The organism is Pseudomonas meliae, from assembly GCF_001400515.1.
In the GTDB taxonomy this organism is placed as follows: Bacteria; Pseudomonadota; Gammaproteobacteria; order Pseudomonadales; family Pseudomonadaceae; genus Aquipseudomonas; species Aquipseudomonas amygdali.
The window spans coordinates 1-16,822 of record NZ_LJQT01000457.1 but is presented as its reverse complement, the minus strand read 5'-3'; the positions used below and the strand labels follow the sequence as shown (position 1 = coordinate 16,822).

The window sequence follows — 16,822 nt, the reverse complement described above, 5'->3', positions numbered from 1 at the left end:
GCTCCAGCGTGGGAATGCCGCTCTGGGCGCTCTGCGTCCTCTCTTGAATGTGCGGTGCGGCGCAGACCTGTGACGCGGAGCGTCACGAACTGCATGCCAACGCAGAGCATTGGCACGATGGTGCTCTGACGATTATCGTTCCGCACGCTCCAGCGTGGAAATGCCGTTCTGGACGCTCTGCGTCCGCTTTTGAATGCGTGCCTAACGCGCTTTGGCGCTGCTTTTGCCACTGGCGCGCAGGATATCGTTCCAGCGGCGGACCAGGTAGTTGTGTTCGTTCATGACCGAGTTCCACACTGCAATGTGGCCCATGCGTTCCTCGTAGGAACCGCCGTCGCGGATCTCTCCGGCGTCGATCAGTGGCAGGCCGTCGCTGCCGAGCAGTTGCTCGCGGGCGGGCAGACCGGCGTACCAGTAATCCCATTCTGCGGCACTCAGATGATCACGACTGCGCGCCGGATTGCCGATGTAATACCCCTGCCGCGCCATCACTGCGCCCGGCCAGCCGGACAGCCACCAGTTCAGGTAGGCGTAGGCTGCATCCAGCACCGGGCCTTTGGCGTGGCGCGATAAAGACAGCACGCCGAACCAGCCGCGATAACCCTCTTTGGGCACTGCCACGCGGTACTTCACACCCGCGCGGTGCAACCTGACCAGGGTCGGTGACCAGAGGCTCTGAATGTCGATGGTCGGGCTGAGCATCAGTTCGGCGGCTTCTTCGTCGTCTGACCAGAACGCGCCAAAATGCCCTTGCTGCTGTTTGCGCACCAGCACGTCGGCCAACACGTCGATTTCTTCGATGCTCATGTTGCCGATGTCCTTGAACGCCGCCAGCCCAGCGCCCTGCACAGCCAATGCGGCATCCAGTGCGCCGATAGCAGCGTCGCTCTGCAAGGCGATGCGCCCACCCCACACAGGGTCGAGCAACCAGCCCCAACTTTCGTCAGCAGGACTCAGCCCATCCGGCAAACGCTCGGGGCGATAGGCGAAACTGTCGGCGTTGTGAGTCAGCGGCAACATACTGATGCGCTCAGTCACCGCACTGCCCAGGCTGCCATCGTGCTGCACGAACAGACGTTCGCTGGGCACACTGCCGCTGCCCGGTTGATCGGTGGGTCTTAGTCGCCCCTGTTTGGGCAGGTCGTTGATTTCGTGCCAAAGCGCGATGCGCCGCGTGTCGATGGGTTGAATGGCCCGCGCAGGCCAGACGAAATCAACGTTATGAAACCACTGATCGTAAAGGTCGTAGCTGTCGGGCTGCATGACCGCGATGCGTTGCGCGGTCTGCACGTCATGGATCTGATAGATCAGCTTGATGCCCAGTTCCTGCTCGGCCCGCTCACGCAAGGACTCCAGCAAGGTCACGGACGTACCCAGCACACGCAAGGTAATGGTCATGCCGCAGACTCGCTGAGTGATGGCGCGAAGCTGCTGGAAAACACTTCGAATGAACGACGCAGCAACTCGGGATCAAGACCGCGCAGGATGAACACCAGCCGGGAGGTACGATCCTCTCCTGGCCAGGCTGCAAGATGCACCGGCGCATGCAGGCAATGCTGCACACCATGAATCACGATGGGAGCCTGGTTGTCGTTCACGTTGAGCAGTCCTTTGACACGGAGGATTCGGTCACCGTGGCATCTTAACAGCATCGACAGCCACACCCCGAAACCGACCCAGTCCAAAGGCCGCTCGAACGTCAGGCAACAGACCTGCGCATCACCATGCCGCGCGGAAGTCGACAGCACCCGATGCAGTTGCCAACGCGTCACTTCAGCGGCCGGTTCGTCGCTGCGCATGCCCTCGCCCAGCAACAGTTGATCGCCACTGTGGATCTGCGCAGTATCCCGCAGCGGTGCAGAGAAATTCAGCGCTTGCAGGTGCTGACGAAGCGCATCCAGTGCGGGCTGATCGAGCAGATCGGTCTTGCTCAACAACAGCCGGTCCGCCGCCGCGATCTGAGCCAGCCATTCCGGATGCAGACGCTCTTGCAGTGTTGCGTGGCAGGCGTCCACCAACGTGACGATCAGGCCGATATGAAAACGCCCGCGCAGTTGCGGGTCATTGCTCAGCGTGGTGAGAATCGGTGCGGGATCCGCAAGGCCGGTGGTCTCCAGGATCACCCGGCGAAACGCTGGAATCTCGCCACGATTACGTCGCTCCAGAAGGCCGAGCAACGCATCTTTCAGCTCCCCCCTGACGGTGCAGCAGACACAACCGCTGGGCAGCAGAACGGTATCCGGAGCAACCTCTTCAACCAGCAGATGATCGATACCGACATCGCCGAATTCGTTGATTAACAGCGCAGTTTCGCCCATGTCTTCATCGGCCAGCAGGCGTTTGAGCAACGTGGTCTTGCCGCTGCCGAGAAAGCCGGTAATCACATTGAGAGCAAGGCTCATGATGACCTCTGCAGATGGTCGAGCAAACGGGAATCCAGCGGGTCGAGCGGGCGACCAATCAGTAACTCGGCTTTCTGCCAGAGCTGCTCCAGGCCGGTCGCCAGTTCCTGCTTGCCGGTGGCCCCCAGCAGAAGGTAGGAAACGCCCTGAAAGTCTTCGACCTTAAGGCGAAAAGGAGCCACCACCTTGTTGATCGCGGCAATACGCCGCAAACGCTCACGCCGCCAGGGCAGTTCGGCAGCCAGTGGGTCGCTCCAGTGCACATCTTCGCCCAACAGCCCGCACAATCCACACATCAGGTGTTCTCCAGCAGTTTGCTCATGGCATGACGTCGCCGGAATTGGGGCCTAGCGTCTGGCCGACGAACAGGTTGCCACCCGGCTCGCTGGCCAAGAGCACCGCCACCGGCGCAACTTCCTCGGCCAGACCGAAACGCCCCAGCGGCAACTCGGCAGCCTTGGCGGTTTTCCACGCGCTGCTGATCCCGGCGACCAGCGGTGTTTCGATAGGGCCGGGAGCGATGGCATTGACCAGCACGTTGTCCTTGGCGACTTCCAGCGCAAGGGATTTGCTGAAACCGATCACCCCGGCCTTGGCAGCAGCGTAATGGGTCAACTCGGCACCGCCTTTGATGCCCAGTTGCGAGGCAACATTGATGATGCGTCCCCAACGCTGGGCAATCATGTGCGGCAAGGCGCGCTGGCTGGCCACAAATACGCTGGTCAGGTCGACGCGCAGCATGTCATTCCACATCTGGATGCTCAGGTCGACGCAACGTGCCTGGGTCAGCATGCCGGCGTTATTGACCAGAATGTCGATGCCGCCAAAATGCTCGACACAGGCATCGACACTGGCCTGCGCCCCCTCGACGCTGCCGACGTCGGCCACGCATTCGTGCACCTGCGCGCCGAGCTGACGGCAGTGTTCGGCAACCTTGTCCAGAGTGAACGGATCACGATCGCCCAGCACCAGATGCGCACCTTCACTCGCGTAGGCAAGCGCGATGGCAGCACCAATGCCGCTGCCTGCACCCGTGATCACCGCACGTTTTTGTTTGAGCTGTTGCATGGGTCGGGTTCCTTGGTTGAATTTGCGTGATCTACCCCGGCCAGCGCACGGTCAGGCCGCCGTCGATCACGATGCTTTGCCCGGTCAGGTAACTGGCTTCGTCGCTGCACAGAAAACGTACCAGCGCAGCGACTTCGTCCGCTCGGCCTACTCTACCCAGCGGAATGGCCTTGGCCGCCTGCGCCAGACCCTCAGGGCCCAGCGAGTTCTTGCTGTCCAGCGACTGTGGCGTTTCGATCAAACCGGGAATCACCGCATTGCAGCGGATGCCCTTGGGCGCCAGTTCCACTGCCAGCGAGCGACACAGCCCTGGCACACCCGCCTTGGCGGCGGCGTAATGGGAATGGTCCTGCCAGCCGTAGACACCACCGGCAATCGATGAGATCGCCACCAGCGAACCGCCCTCGCCCATATGCCGGGCGGCGGCGCGGAAAGTACGCATCACCCCGGTCAGGTCCACGTCGAGCATTTCGTCCCAGCGTTCGTCGGTCATTTCCAGCAAGGGCGCACGACGCAACAGTCCGGCATTGGCCACTGCGTAATCGATTCGGCCATAGGCCTTGATCGCAGCCGCAGCCAGATCGTCGACCGACTCGGTGCTGGTCACGTCCAGCGGCAGCATCAGGCATTCGCCACCCGCCGCCTCCACCAGCCTGCGGGTTTCATTCGGATCATGCGGGTCAGCCGGATAGAATCCGCCTGCCACCGCCACACCCTGGCGGGCAAACGCCACTGCCAGCGCCTGGCCGATGCCGCTGGCGGCACCGGTTACTACTGCAACTTTACGAATCATGTGTTGCTCCTCATTTCACGGTTTCAGGTCGCACATGCCTGGCCGCAAACATCAGTGCACCCGACAGGAAGCAAGGCACTGCGCCGAAGTACAACGCCGAGGTCTGCCAGTCTCCGCCTGCACTCAATACCGACGTGGCACCGAAGCCTGCGACCACAGCACCGAGCGGGCCCATGGCGTGGATGATTGCGCCGCCCGTTGCACGAATGCTGGTCGGGAAGCTTTCGCTGATGAAGAACAAGGCCGCCGAGTAAGGGCCGATCAGAAAGAACAGCCCAAGGCTGTACAAGCCAACGACCGTCACCATGTTGCTAGGCCCGTAGAGCATGCCGGCGAACGCCAGACCACCCAGCATCCAGCCAAGACCGATCACGTTACGACGACCGATTCGGTCGCCCATCCAGCCGTGACACAGGTAACCGCAATAACCCACCAGGTTGGACAGCACCAGAATGATCAGCGAGTTCTCGAACGAGATGTGGTGAACGCTGACGATCACCGTTGTGCCCAGCACACTGAACACCTGAATCGCCGCCCAGTTGAGCAGGATCGCAGCACCGATCACCAGCGTGGCGCGGCACGAAAAACCGCGGAAGGCCGCGCCGATACCGGCCTTGCTGTGCTCGTCGTAATCGACCCCGTAGGTTTGCGCCACAGCCCGTGCCTGGCTCACGTCGCCCTTCTTGCGCAACTGAGTAATACGTTGATGGATCTGAAACTGCGGGCTCTCTTTGAGCTTGCGCGCCAGGATCGCGATGACGATGGCCGGGATGGCCGCGAACACGAAGCAACCCTGCCAGCCAATGATCGGCAGCAGCACGGCGGTCAGCCCTGCTGCGATCAAAGCGCCGACCGGCCAGCCGCCCTGCACCAGGCTGTAGATGAAGCCACGGCGCTTGGCCAGACGCGGGTCGTCGGATGCCGCGTAGATTTCGCTCAGGTAGGTCGCGTTGACCGTTTCTTCGGCATAACCCAGACCGCCCAGCGCACGAATCAGGATCAGGGGCGACTTGCCCCATGATCCGCCGATGGCCGTGAGCGCCGAGCAGATCGCCGAACCGCTCACGGTGAAAATGATACCCACGCGCCGTCCCAGGCGATCTACCAGCGGACCGATGGCCAGTGCCACCACCGCTGTGCCGACCGCGACCCAGGTCGCAATTTCGGCCTGTTCGACCTCACTCCAGCTGAAGTGCCGACCGATTTCCGGTAACAGCGTGCCAAACAGAATGAAGTCATATACCGCAAACACCCACGCGAAAAACGCAATCCATGTGGCGAACCGTACTTGCTCCGGAGTCAGTTGCTCAGGTTTCCAGCCGGTCAGGTCGAGCTTGTTGTAAATGGACATGAGTGACGCCTCGGACAGGGCAATGAATCAGCGGGTACGGGGATTGCGACGCACGAAATCGTCGGCAATCTCGTCGAAAGTGACGAACTTGACGCCAGCATGGCTCTGAATGTGCTCGATCAAGCGCTCCAGCATCAGCAGCACTTGCGGGCGACCAGACACGTCCGGGTGAATGGTCATGGTGAATACAGCGTGTTCGTGTTCGCGATAGACCCAGTCGAACTGGTCGCGCCACATTTCTTCCAGGTGCCGAGGGTTGACGAAACCGTGGCTGTTCGGTGCCTTCTTGATGAACATCATCGGTGGCAGATCGTCCAGGTACCAGTTGGCCGGAATTTCCACCAGATCGGTTTCTTCGCCACGTACCAGCGGCTTCATCCAGGTATCCGGATGCTGGCTGTAATCGATTTTGGTCCACTTGTCGCCCACCCGAACGTAGTAAGGGTGGAAGTCGTTGTGCATCAGGCTGTGGTCGTACTTGATGCCTTTCTTGAGCAGCAGCTCGTTGGTGACGTTGCTGAACTCCCACCATGGCGCGACATAGCCGGTCGGGCGTTTGCCGGTCATTTGCGTGATCAGGTCGATGGACTTGTCGAGGACGATCTCTTCCTGCTCCGGGGTCATCGCAATCGGGTTTTCATGGCTGTAACCATGCACACCGATTTCATGCCCGGCATCCGCCACGGCTTTCATCTGCTCGGGGAAGGTCTCCATGGAGTGCCCCGGAATGAACCAGGTGGTGCGCAGACCGTAACGCTCGAACAGCTTGAGCAGACGCGGAGCGCCGACTTCACCGGCGAACAGGCCGCGGGAAATGTCGTCCGGCGAATCCTCGCCGCCATAGGAGCCCAACCAGCCCGCTACCGCATCTACATCCACACCAAACGCACACAGAATTTCTTTGGCCATCTTTGTTCTTCCACGGGTTAATCAGATCGGCTTCGCGCTGTACGGCACGCGGACCGGTTTCAAAATTCACAGGTTGTTCAAGGGGCTGCGATCAGTGCTTCCACGGCCAGCGCTGCGCGTAGCAACCTTGCGTCTTCCCCCGCCGGAGCGCTAAGCAACACTGCGGTGGGCAGGCCCGAGGCATCACTGCCGCTGGGCAGCGACACGCCGGGCATGTTCAGCAGGCTGCCTGGCATGGTCAGGCGCAGCGTGGCGAGGTTGGTTTGAATGAACAGCTCTTCGTCGTTCAACAGGGGCACGAGCGGCGGCGCCACATGAGCAACAGTTGGAGTAATCAGCAGCGCGCCATCGAGTTCGAGGGTCAATTGCTCCTGCAAACGTTCGCGCGCGGCGTACAGATTGACCAGCAGGCTGGCGGGCATATGCCGTGCGGCCTCCAGACGCTTGCGCACTCTGGGGTCGAGCTGGCTGGCGGCGTCGCTGTCGAGCAACGCCTGATGCAGCGCGAACGCCTCGGCTGCACCAAGCCAGCCGTGTTGCTGGGTTAACAGCAACGTGGCCTGAAATGCCTGGCAAGGCTTGACCTCGATCAGCGCACCGCTTGCACGCAAGGCTTCAACAGCACGCAACAGGTTGTCGCGAACGGCCGGCGTGACGCGTTCGTCTTCCAGCACCGCCTGATCGAGCAGGAAACGTTGACCGGCCAGGCTGCGTGGTATCAACGATGAAGGTTTGCTGCGCGCACAGAGCAGATCGTCGATCACCAGAGCGTCGCGCACACTGCGGGTCAGTGGCCCGACGCTGTCCAGCGTCAGCGCCAGCGGGAAAACGCCGTCGCGGCTATAGCGGCGGCTGGTGCTGCGAAACCCCACCAGACCGTTGAGCGCTGCCGGCACACGAATAGAACCGGCGGTATCGGTGCCCATGGCGATCGGTACGGTTCCGTTGGCGACGGCGACTGCCGAACCCGAAGACGAACCGCCAGGAATACGTGGCGAGCCGTCGCTGTTGGGGTTGATCGGCGTACCGAAATGCGGGTTCAGGCCCAGCCCTGAATAAGCGAATTCACTGAGATTGGTCTTGCCCAGGCTGACCATCCCGGACCGTGCCAGCAGCCCGACACTCGGCGCATCCAGCAGCGCGGGGGACAGCTTGTTGCGCACCGCAGCACCGGCGGTTGTGACGCTGCCTGCCACGTCGAAAAGATCCTTCCAGGCGATGGGCACGCCGTCGAAGGGGCTCAATGGCTGCCCTTGCTGCCAGTGGGCCGCAGACGCTTCGGCTTCCCTGCGTGCCCGTTCGATACTCATGGAAATGAACACATGATCGGCGCGTGCCGCCTGTTGCAGCGCCTTGTCCAGAGCCTGCACAGGGTCACTGCGCCCTTGGGCAAAATCCTCGGCCAGTGCGCAGGCATCACCGGTAACGCTGTGACTCCCGGTATCGATCATGGACATCACACCCTCAAAAATGTACTTATTAATAAAATGTACATTTAACAAAGGCAGATTCCATGCCAATCTGCATGTCGCGACGCCCTGACCCGATCGAGCTGACGACCCTTTCGCGCTGGAAACGCCGTACTAGAAACCTTTCTGCAAAGGCATCAATCAGTTGCGATAAGGCGTCGTGAGCGAACAGGATCGTCATAAAGAAATAATGTATCTTTTACAAAAGGTACATTTCAGTGCAAAAAAGTAACGGTGGCCCCATGAGCGAGCATCAGGACGTGGCCCAGGGTGACAACGGCGCATCTGTGCGAGAATTGCCCGTCAACCGCCAGAAGTGTATGAAACCGATGTCAGAAGAGGACACGCGCACCGCGTCGCGTTACGCCACGATCCGTGAGGTGTTGCGTAACGCAATCGTCTCGGGTGCGGCTGCCAATGGACTGGTGCTGCTTGAAGCACCGTTGGCAGAACTGTTCGGCACCAGCCGGGTGCCGGTGCGCAAGGCGCTCAATCTGCTGCATGAAGAAGGCTTGATCAGCCGTTTCGATGGCCGGGGTTACCTGGTCAATCCTGACGCCGGGGAAGTCGAGCCGTTGCGGTTAAGCCTGAGCCACAAGCAGTTCGGGCTGGACAGCAGCGAAGAGCTGGTCGACACCCGCCCACTCGGCGAACGTATTCATGACGAGATCGGCGCGGCGCTGTCGGCCTGTATCGCCTTTGGTCATTATCGGCTGGATGAACAAAGCGCCGCGCAGCACTACGGAGTGAGCCGCGCAGTGGTTCGTGAGGCGCTGATGCGTCTGCGGGATCGCGGCCTAGTGGAAAAAGAGCCTTACTCGCAATGGCTGGCGGGGCCGTTGACGGCCCGGGAAATCACCGAAGACTACGAACTGCGCGCCTGCCTTGAGCCCGAAGCCCTGCGCCAGACCGCGCCGCAGCTGAGTCGCGAAACTCTGGAGGCCATGCTGGCCAGAGTCATTCAAGCGCAAAATGCCGAACAGTGCAGCCTGGAGGAAATAGAGCGCCTTGAGGACGACCTGCATCAGCAGTGTCTGAGCGGCCTGCAAAACCGCAAGATCGCTACTCTGATCAGTCAGGCGCAGAGCCCGATGATCATCAACCGGATTTTCTACCGGTTGCTGGAAATTGGCGCGGATGAAGCGATGCTGGCCGAGCACCGGCTGATCATTGAGTTGCTGCTGCACGGTGCTTTCGACGCCGCGGCCTTGAACCTCAAGGAGCACCTGCAACGCGCCCGGCAGCGCATGCTCCAGCGCCTGAAAGTGCTGTCGGTACTGCCGGAGCAGGAAGTGCCGGGGTACCTGACGCGGTTGAGTTGAGGCGTGGCTGGAAGACTCATTGCACACGCTCCAGTGGGAACTCCGTTCTGGACGCTCTGCGTCCAATCCTGAGCGCGCGGCGCGACGGCGATTTGTGACGCTGAGCATCACCAACGGCATGCCAACGCGGAGCATTGGCACGATAGTGTTCTCGCGTAAGTGCTCTCCCTGAAGATTATCGTTCCGCACGCTCCAGCGTGGGAACGCCGTTCTGGATGCTCTGCGTCCAATCCTGAGCGCGCGGCGCGACGGCGATTTGTGACGCTGAGCATCACCAACGGCATGCCAACGCGGAGTATTGGCACGATAGTGTTCTCGCGTAAGCGCTCTCCCTGAAGATTATCGTTCCGCACGCTCCAGCGTGGGAACGCCGTTCTGGACGCGGAGCGTTGGCACGATAGTCAGAGTGCATTTAAAGATTACTTGCCAACCACGTCGCCACGCATTGGCGCCAACCGGGCAATCAAACGGTTCTGGACCGGAACCGGGACGTTCTCGGTGTCCATCGCTGCGATCAGGTTTTCAACCAGCGCGTTGAAATCGCTGGGGGTAAGGTTCTGGCCCTTGTGCGACTCGGCCATGCTGTCACCGGTGTAACGGCACGGGCCGCCCGCTTCGACACAGAGTTGCTCGACCAGTTTGTCGCGCAGACGCACGATGTCGACTTTCTTGAAGCGCTCGACAATCCGGTCATCCCTGGCCACGTTCATGAGCATGCCTTCGACGATGCGCTGGATGCCGGCACGCTGGCCAAGGTCTCGATAAAGACTGTCATCCTTGGGGGGCTGTTGCTGTTGGGCGCAACCGGCCAGCACCGTCAGCATCAGACAGATCAGCAAGCGTCTCATCAGAAACTCCCCTGCACAGACAGATAAGTGCCGTTCTGGTTATCCAGCGTGGCGATTTCGCCCAGACGGGCGTAGGCCAATACAACGGACAGATGCTTGTTGGGGAAATAACCGAGAAACACATCTGCCCAGTCGCTCTCGCCAGCAAACGAAAGATTATCCGGCTTTTCGCGATATTCGACGCCAAGCGCCCAGCGCGGATTGAACAGCACCGCTACCGAGCCCTCCTTGAGCAGACTGCGACTGTCACGCCGGTCCCCGCCAAACCCGAGCAGACCGGTTTCGTTGGCGCGGCTATAACGCATGCCACCGTTGACCACGACGTTGTAGCCAAACGCCGCGCCCATGAACAGCCGACTGGCCGTCAGATACCCTTCGACATCCGAATCACGCTTGGCCCCCACCAGACTCGGGATCAGGAAATCGTTCTGATGCTTATACTGCACGCCCAGGGAAACCTGCGGCAGGCTTTCATAGATCAGGTCGCCGAACAGGCGCACTTTGACGCCGAACACGTCCTGGCTGAGGTTGTCGTCCGGCAGGCTGAGCCTGTGCTGCAGGTTGCTGATATCGAAACGTTGGTGAGCATAGGAAAACTCGACGCGGTTGCCATAGGCGACGGCGAGGCCTGCCACATCAAGGTTGTAGTCCGGCAGATTGATGTGCGTGGCGAAGGCTGTCGCCCCCCACTCGCCTTGCTCGCTGTAACCGGTGATCACCGCCCATGGGGTGATACCGCCACCGGCGCTGCCCTCAATACTGGTTGCGCCACCCGTGGCGATAAGTCGGCCGTTGTCGCCCAGCGCGAGCGTCGGGGCAACCCCTGCCACACCCGCCAAAAGATAACCCAACAGTAATGATGTCTTGTAGGACATGGATTAATTCACCATAAGACTGGGTGATGCCTGATACGTAGCAATCCATGCCTCGAATGCTGACGCCGTCAGCGGTCGACTGATCAGGTAACCCTGGGCCGTATCGCAATGCCAACGCCGGAGCAGGTCCAGACTGTGTTGGTACTCGACACCCTCTGCCACCACCTTGAGTCCGAGGTTATGGCTCATTTCGATGGTCGACCGCACGATCACCGCGTCTTCGCTGGTTTCATCCAGGTTGCGCACGAAAGACTGGTCGATTTTCAACTCCTGCACTGGCAGACGCTTCAAGTGGGCCAGTGACGAGTAACCGGTGCCGAAGTCATCGACCGACAGGCTGATACCGCAGTCGCGTAGACGATGCAGAACCACCAGGGCTTTCTCCGGCTCGCTCATGACCGCGCTCTCGGTTATCTCGAATACCAGTTGTTCGGCAGGCACCGCGTATTGCTTGAGCAGTTTCATGACATAACCGGCCAGATCGTCGCCCAGCAGGTCGTCGGCGGAAATGTTGACCGATACCTGCAGCACCAGACCGCGCTGGCGCCATTCGGCCAACTGACGCATTGCCTCTTCGATAACCCAGTTGGTCAGCAGGTTGATACTGCCGGTGCGCTCGGCGAGCACAATGAATTCGGCTGGCGAAACATTGCCAAAGCGCGGGTGAGTCCAGCGCAGCAGGGCTTCCGCCTGACGAACATAGCCCTGACGGATATCCAGTTTGGGTTGGTAATGGAGCATCAGTTCGCCATTCTGCGGAGCCTTGCGCAGGTCGCGGATCAGACATATCTGACGCTGGTGAGCGAGGTCACGTCCGTCCTGGTAGATCTGCAGGCGACCGGGAATGAACGCTGCGTCCTTGCGTGCAATCGCCGCACGGTTGACCAGTTCCTGAGCCGAATCACCGTGTTCCGGATAAACCGTGATGCCTATGCAGCACTCAAGCATCAGATCATGGTTGTCGATACGTTGCGGCTCGCTGAGCAAGCGCTGCACGGCGTCGGCCATGCCCACCGCGCCGTCACTGGCAGTGTTGTCCAGCAACAGCAAAAACTCGTTGGCACTCAGCCGTGCCACCGTGTCGCCAGACCGCAAATTGCCCTGCAAACGCTGCCCCAACTGGCGTAACAGTTGCTCAACGCCTTCGGCACCCACACTTTCGTTGATCGTGGCCAGGTTCTCGATGCCTAGGTACAGCAAGGCGACCGTGCGATTTGCCGCAATCAAACTGCCAAGACGTTCCATCACCAACGCTCGATTGGGCAGGCCGGTCAGGTTGTCGTGCAGAGCGTTGTGAGCCAACTGGCCTTCGCGCACGGCGATGCCCTGTTGCATGGTGTTGATCGCGTCGGCGAGCATGCCCAATTCGTCACTGCGCACCAGGGTTACCGGCGTTTTATAGTCGCCATCGCCAATACGTTTGGCCGCAATAGCCAACTCCTGCACCGGCAGCGACACGCTGCGGGCCAGCGCCAGCGTACCCAGCAGCGACGCCAGCAATGCGATCATGGAAATCCAGAAAATCTTTTCATTCAGCGGTGCAAACGCTTGATAAGCCTTGTCCAGCGGGCTCTGCAACAGCGCGATCACTTGTCCGTCGTCGCCATTGCTGCTTTTGGCCAGCATCAGCGTTTGACTGAGAAAGTTGAGGTTCGCTTGCTCGGTCAGCAGCATCTGCCCTTCAGAGGAACTGCGCATCAGCTCGATCAGACCAGCGTACAAGGCTTTCGGCTGGGTGCTGATCAGTTCCCCGGACTGGCCGTTTTCCACCGTGAGAAACGACACTTCCAGCCCACTGAGAGAACGCAGCTCTTCGGCAATGCCACTGTCGATGGTGAAGCCCATCACTACGCGGCCTATCGGCAACGGCGCAAGCACGGTACTTTCCACCAGCAAATGAGGTATTCCGTCACCCGGAATAATAAGCACTGACTGACCGGCAAGCTTGGCGTTGCGCAACGCCTGGTCATAGACAAACCTGGACCCCTCCGGCACCGCTGTCTCGGTACTGGCAACCACCACGCCATCCATGCCCAGCAGGAACATATCGCTGGCGTTGATGCGTTTGCCATGATTGAGCAGTACCGATCGAATGGTCGATGAATCGGCACTCGCTACAGCATCACGAAACCCGAAGTCGGCCGCCAACAGTTGCACGGCGTCACGCAGACGCTTGCCGCGCAGATCAATCAGCCGCTCGAACACACGGCTACCCACTTCCAGCTGCGCCTGGGCCTGAGTGCGCACCGCGTCGTCGGTCGCAACCTTGACCGCGAGATAGACCGCGCTCACGACAATCAGCAACAGGACAATCAGAACCCCGGCAATGCGTGCCTGAAAGCTGGCTCTAAATTTCATTCATGTGCGGCCTTGTGAAAAGCGTCGCCGAAACCGCCGGGGGCCGGCTTGCCGGGTTTATCCTCGGCTTTCACTTCGACCGCGAGGTTTAAACGCTGGGTGAGGCCCGATGCGGGCACATCGAATTCACCGCCCGATACAGGCTGCATGTCTTCAATTTGCGGATGCCAGAGCGTGGCAGCGTAGTGTCCGGCTGGCACCTGATCGAGTTTGAGCCGGCCATTGCTGTCCGTCACGCCGAACCAGGGTTCGTCCGTGACATAGATGTAGCCGACCATCCAGTCATGGATGTTGCAGCCCAGCACTACCACACCAGGCTTGTCGAACAACAGCGGTTCCGAGGGGGTGCCTTCGTAAAGTCGCAACTCGAAACGCTTGGCCGGGGAAAAGGAATAAACCTGATGGCGGATGTTGTCGCTGTTGGGAAACTTGACCTGCGTGCCGGTATGTACAGCCAGCACATGGGGTGCAAACTCCTGGTCGCGCTGGTCCATGGCAGCCTTGAGCACAGCGGGCGACGGATCAGCCGTGCCTTTGAGCGTCACGACTGCATCTGCAAGGGGCTTGCCCTGCTTGTCGAATACCTGTGCGGTAAAGGCAGAAGCCGATGCATTAGCAGCCGATGCCATCCATAGTCCAGCCAGTAATGCCGAAATAAATACGTTGGTCATACCTGATTCAACCCATAACGGCAGCGCCGTAAATGAAATAAGCCAGCGCTGGCCAGCACGGACTGGACCAACAACTAATAAATGACAGTTTTGCACACGCTTTACAGACTATCGACCAAGACTATTGAAACCTGAGGGCTGCTGCCCCATCTAAGAAGCATGTTCAACTTCTCAGGTGCCCCATGAGCGACCAGCAGACAGACTCGCCAGATTTGCCCGATGACGCAGACGAGCACAACGTGTCTCTGAGTTCCGACAGCACCTCGCTTGCCTTGCCCGGCCAGAACCTGCCCGACAAGGTTTACATCATCCCGATCCACAACCGTCCGTTCTTTCCGGCGCAGGTCTTGCCGGTTATCGTCAATGAAGAACCGTGGGCCGAAACGCTGGAACTGGTCAGCAAGTCCGAGCACCATTCGCTGGCGTTGTTCTTTATGGACACGCTTCAGGAAGACCCGCGCCACTTCAAGACCGATGCGCTTCCCGAGTACGGCACTCTGGTCAAGGTTCACCACGCCAGCCGCGAAAATGGCCGGTTGCAGTTTGTGGCGCAAGGCTTGAGCCGTGTGCGCATTCGTACCTGGCTCAAGCATCACCGCCCACCGTATCTGGTGGAAGTTGAATACCCGCAGCAACCCAACGATCCGACCGACGAGGTGAAGGCTTACGGCATGGCTTTGATCAACGCGATCAAAGAGCTGCTGCCGCTCAACCCGCTGTACAGCGAAGAGCTGAAGAATTACCTCAACCGCTTCAGCCCCAATGATCCTTCGCCGCTCACCGACTTCGCCGCGGCCCTTACCTCGGCCACCGGCGTCGAGCTGCAAGAGGTACTCGACTGCGTGCCGATGCTCAGGCGCATGGAGAAAGTCCTGCCGATGCTGCGCAAGGAAGTCGAGGTCGCCCGCCTGCAGAAGGAAATTTCTGCCGAGGTCAATCGCAAGATCGGCGAGCATCAGCGTCAGTTCTTCCTCAAGGAGCAGCTCAAGGTTATTCAGCAGGAGCTGGGGCTGAGCAAGGACGACCGTAGTGCCGACATCGAACAGTTCGAACAGCGACTGGAAGGCAAGACCCTGCCACCGCAGGCGCGCAAGAAGTTCGACGAAGAAATAGGCAAGCTCAAGGTGCTGGAAACCGGCTCGCCGGAATACGCCGTGACGCGTAATTATCTGGACTGGACCAGTTCGTTGCCGTGGGGTGTCTACGGCGAAGACAAGCTGGACCTCAAGCACGCGCGTAAAGTGCTCGATCAACACCATGCCGGCCTGGATGACATCAAGGCGCGCATTCTCGAGTTTCTTGCAGTGGGTGTCTATAAAGGCGAGATCAGCGGCTCGATCGTCCTGCTGGTGGGCCCACCGGGTGTCGGCAAGACCAGCGTCGGGCGCTCGATTGCCGAGTCGCTGGGGCGACCATTCTATCGACTGAGCGTGGGCGGCATGCGCGACGAGGCCGAAATCAAGGGCCACCGCCGTACCTATATCGGCGCACAGCCAGGCAAGCTGGTGCAGGCGCTGAAGGATGTAGAAGTCATGAACCCGGTCATCATGCTCGATGAAATCGACAAGATGGGCCAAAGCTACCAGGGCGACCCGGCGTCTGCGCTGCTGGAAACCCTGGACCCGGAACAGAACGTCGAATTCCTCGATCACTACCTGGACCTGCGTCTGGACCTTTCCAAAGTCCTGTTCGTGTGCACCGCCAACACCCTGGACTCAATCCCCGGCCCGCTCCTTGACCGCATGGAAGTGATTCGCCTGTCCGGCTATATCACTGAAGAGAAGCTTGCGATTGCCAAACGCCACCTGTGGCCAAAGCAATTGGAGAAAGCCGGTGTTGCCAAAAGCAAGCTGAGCATCAGCGACAGCGCCCTGCGCGCCGTCATCGAAGGCTACGCTCGCGAAGCCGGTGTGCGGCATCTGGAAAAACAACTGGGCAAGCTGGTGCGCAAAGCGGTGGTCAAACTGCTGGATACGCCTGACTCGGTGATCAAGATCGGCCCGAAAGACCTTGAAGCGTCATTGGGCATGCCGGTGTTTCGCAGCGAACAGGTGCTGTCGGGCACCGGTGTGATCACAGGTCTGGCCTGGACCAGTATGGGCGGCGCGACGCTACCGATTGAAGCAACGCGCATTCACACCCTGAATCGCGGCTTCAAACTGACCGGGCAACTGGGCGATGTCATGAAAGAGTCGGCTGAAATTGCCTACAGCTACGTCAGCGCCAACCTGTCGAAGTTTGGCGGCGACGCGAAGTTCTTCGATGAGGCGTTTGTACACGTACACGTTCCCGAAGGTGCAACCCCGAAAGATGGCCCTAGCGCGGGCGTTACCATGGCCAGTGCCCTGCTGTCCCTGGCGCGTAACCAGCCGCCGAAAAAAGGCGTGGCCATGACCGGCGAACTGACCCTGACCGGGCACGTATTGCCTATCGGTGGGGTACGCGAGAAAGTCATTGCCGCGCGGCGTCAGAAGATTCACGAACTGATCCTTCCGGAGCCTAACCGTGGCAACTTCGAAGAACTGCCGGACTATCTCAAGGAAGGCATCACCGTTCACTTTGCCAAGCGCTTTGCAGATGTGGTGAAGGTGTTGTTTTAAAGATTGATGCGGGGGCACGTCTCACACTGACTCGCTCCCGCGCCCTTCGGGCAGAATCAAAAGCGGACGTGTGTTTAACGCTGAATGATCTGACCCACAACGGGGCTTCTGCCCGCAGGGTGTGGGAGCGGACTTGACTGAGACTGTCAGAAATTT

General features: G+C 59.9%; 14 protein-coding genes. 2 read left to right on the top strand and 12 right to left on the bottom strand.

The annotated features are described in order from the left end of the window. Positions 1-201 precede the first annotated feature (201 nt). The 8 genes from ALO64_RS20880 to ALO64_RS20845 form a co-directional block, all read right to left on the bottom strand. On the bottom strand, positions 202-1,398 hold the full coding sequence (locus ALO64_RS20880; RefSeq protein WP_044344716.1) for an ABC transporter substrate-binding protein: 1,197 nt from the start codon (positions 1,396-1,398) through the stop codon (positions 202-204). Continuing rightward, positions 1,395-2,402: a CobW family GTP-binding protein gene (locus tag ALO64_RS20875; protein ID WP_044344717.1), complete on the bottom strand. Its 1,008-nt coding sequence runs from the start codon at positions 2,400-2,402 to the stop codon at positions 1,395-1,397. Before ALO64_RS20875 ends, ALO64_RS20880 begins: the two co-directional genes overlap by 4 nt. After that, positions 2,399-2,698, bottom strand: coding sequence for a hypothetical protein (locus ALO64_RS20870; protein WP_002554888.1), 300 nt, complete (start codon positions 2,696-2,698; stop codon positions 2,399-2,401). The genes ALO64_RS20875 and ALO64_RS20870 overlap by 4 nt, the downstream gene beginning before the upstream one ends. Before the next feature lie 22 nt (positions 2,699-2,720). Then, positions 2,721-3,470: an SDR family NAD(P)-dependent oxidoreductase gene (locus ALO64_RS20865; protein ID WP_044344718.1), complete on the bottom strand. Its 750-nt coding sequence runs from the start codon at positions 3,468-3,470 to the stop codon at positions 2,721-2,723. A gap of 31 nt (positions 3,471-3,501) precedes the next feature. Beyond that, positions 3,502-4,263 carry an SDR family NAD(P)-dependent oxidoreductase gene (locus ALO64_RS20860; RefSeq protein ID WP_044344719.1) on the bottom strand — a complete coding sequence of 254 codons (762 nt, stop codon included), beginning with the start codon at positions 4,261-4,263 and terminating at the stop codon, positions 3,502-3,504. 10 nt (positions 4,264-4,273) lie between these two features. Next, positions 4,274-5,614 (bottom strand): MFS transporter, encoded by a 1,341-nt coding sequence (locus ALO64_RS20855; protein ID WP_044344720.1) that lies wholly within the window; start codon positions 5,612-5,614, stop codon positions 4,274-4,276. A 27-nt stretch (positions 5,615-5,641) separates the two neighbouring features. Further along, positions 5,642-6,523, bottom strand: coding sequence for a polysaccharide deacetylase family protein (locus ALO64_RS20850; RefSeq protein ID WP_002554892.1), 882 nt, complete (start codon positions 6,521-6,523; stop codon positions 5,642-5,644). Positions 6,524-6,600: 77 nt separating this feature from the next. Beyond that, positions 6,601-7,974, bottom strand: coding sequence for an amidase (locus ALO64_RS20845; RefSeq protein ID WP_044344724.1), 1,374 nt, complete (start codon positions 7,972-7,974; stop codon positions 6,601-6,603). A gap of 347 nt (positions 7,975-8,321) precedes the next feature. Between ALO64_RS20845 and ALO64_RS20840 the strand changes: the two genes are divergently transcribed. Then, positions 8,322-9,314 carry a GntR family transcriptional regulator gene (locus ALO64_RS20840; protein WP_369812048.1) on the top strand — a complete coding sequence of 331 codons (993 nt, stop codon included), beginning with the start codon at positions 8,322-8,324 and terminating at the stop codon, positions 9,312-9,314. Positions 9,315-9,733: 419 nt separating this feature from the next. On the opposite strand, the gene ALO64_RS20835 is transcribed toward ALO64_RS20840, so the two are convergent. From ALO64_RS20835 to ALO64_RS20820, 4 genes are read right to left on the bottom strand one after another with little or no spacing between them, the layout of a single operon-like run. After that, complete coding sequence (locus ALO64_RS20835) at positions 9,734-10,162, bottom strand: group I truncated hemoglobin (RefSeq protein WP_004658235.1); 429 nt, start codon at positions 10,160-10,162, stop codon at positions 9,734-9,736. Beyond that, positions 10,162-11,037 carry a DUF3034 family protein gene (locus tag ALO64_RS20830; RefSeq protein ID WP_005746589.1) on the bottom strand — a complete coding sequence of 292 codons (876 nt, stop codon included), beginning with the start codon at positions 11,035-11,037 and terminating at the stop codon, positions 10,162-10,164. The genes ALO64_RS20835 and ALO64_RS20830 overlap by 1 nt, the downstream gene beginning before the upstream one ends. A gap of 3 nt (positions 11,038-11,040) precedes the next feature. Then, positions 11,041-13,395, bottom strand: coding sequence for a bifunctional diguanylate cyclase/phosphodiesterase (locus tag ALO64_RS20825; RefSeq protein WP_044344721.1), 2,355 nt, complete (start codon positions 13,393-13,395; stop codon positions 11,041-11,043). Further along, positions 13,392-14,066: a methylamine utilization protein gene (locus ALO64_RS20820; RefSeq protein ID WP_044344722.1), complete on the bottom strand. Its 675-nt coding sequence runs from the start codon at positions 14,064-14,066 to the stop codon at positions 13,392-13,394. Before ALO64_RS20820 ends, ALO64_RS20825 begins: the two co-directional genes overlap by 4 nt. Positions 14,067-14,248: 182 nt before the next feature. Between ALO64_RS20820 and lon the strand changes: the two genes are divergently transcribed. Continuing rightward, positions 14,249-16,666, top strand: coding sequence for an endopeptidase La (lon, locus tag ALO64_RS20815; protein ID WP_044344723.1), 2,418 nt, complete (start codon positions 14,249-14,251; stop codon positions 16,664-16,666). The last annotated feature ends 156 nt before the right edge of the window (positions 16,667-16,822 follow it).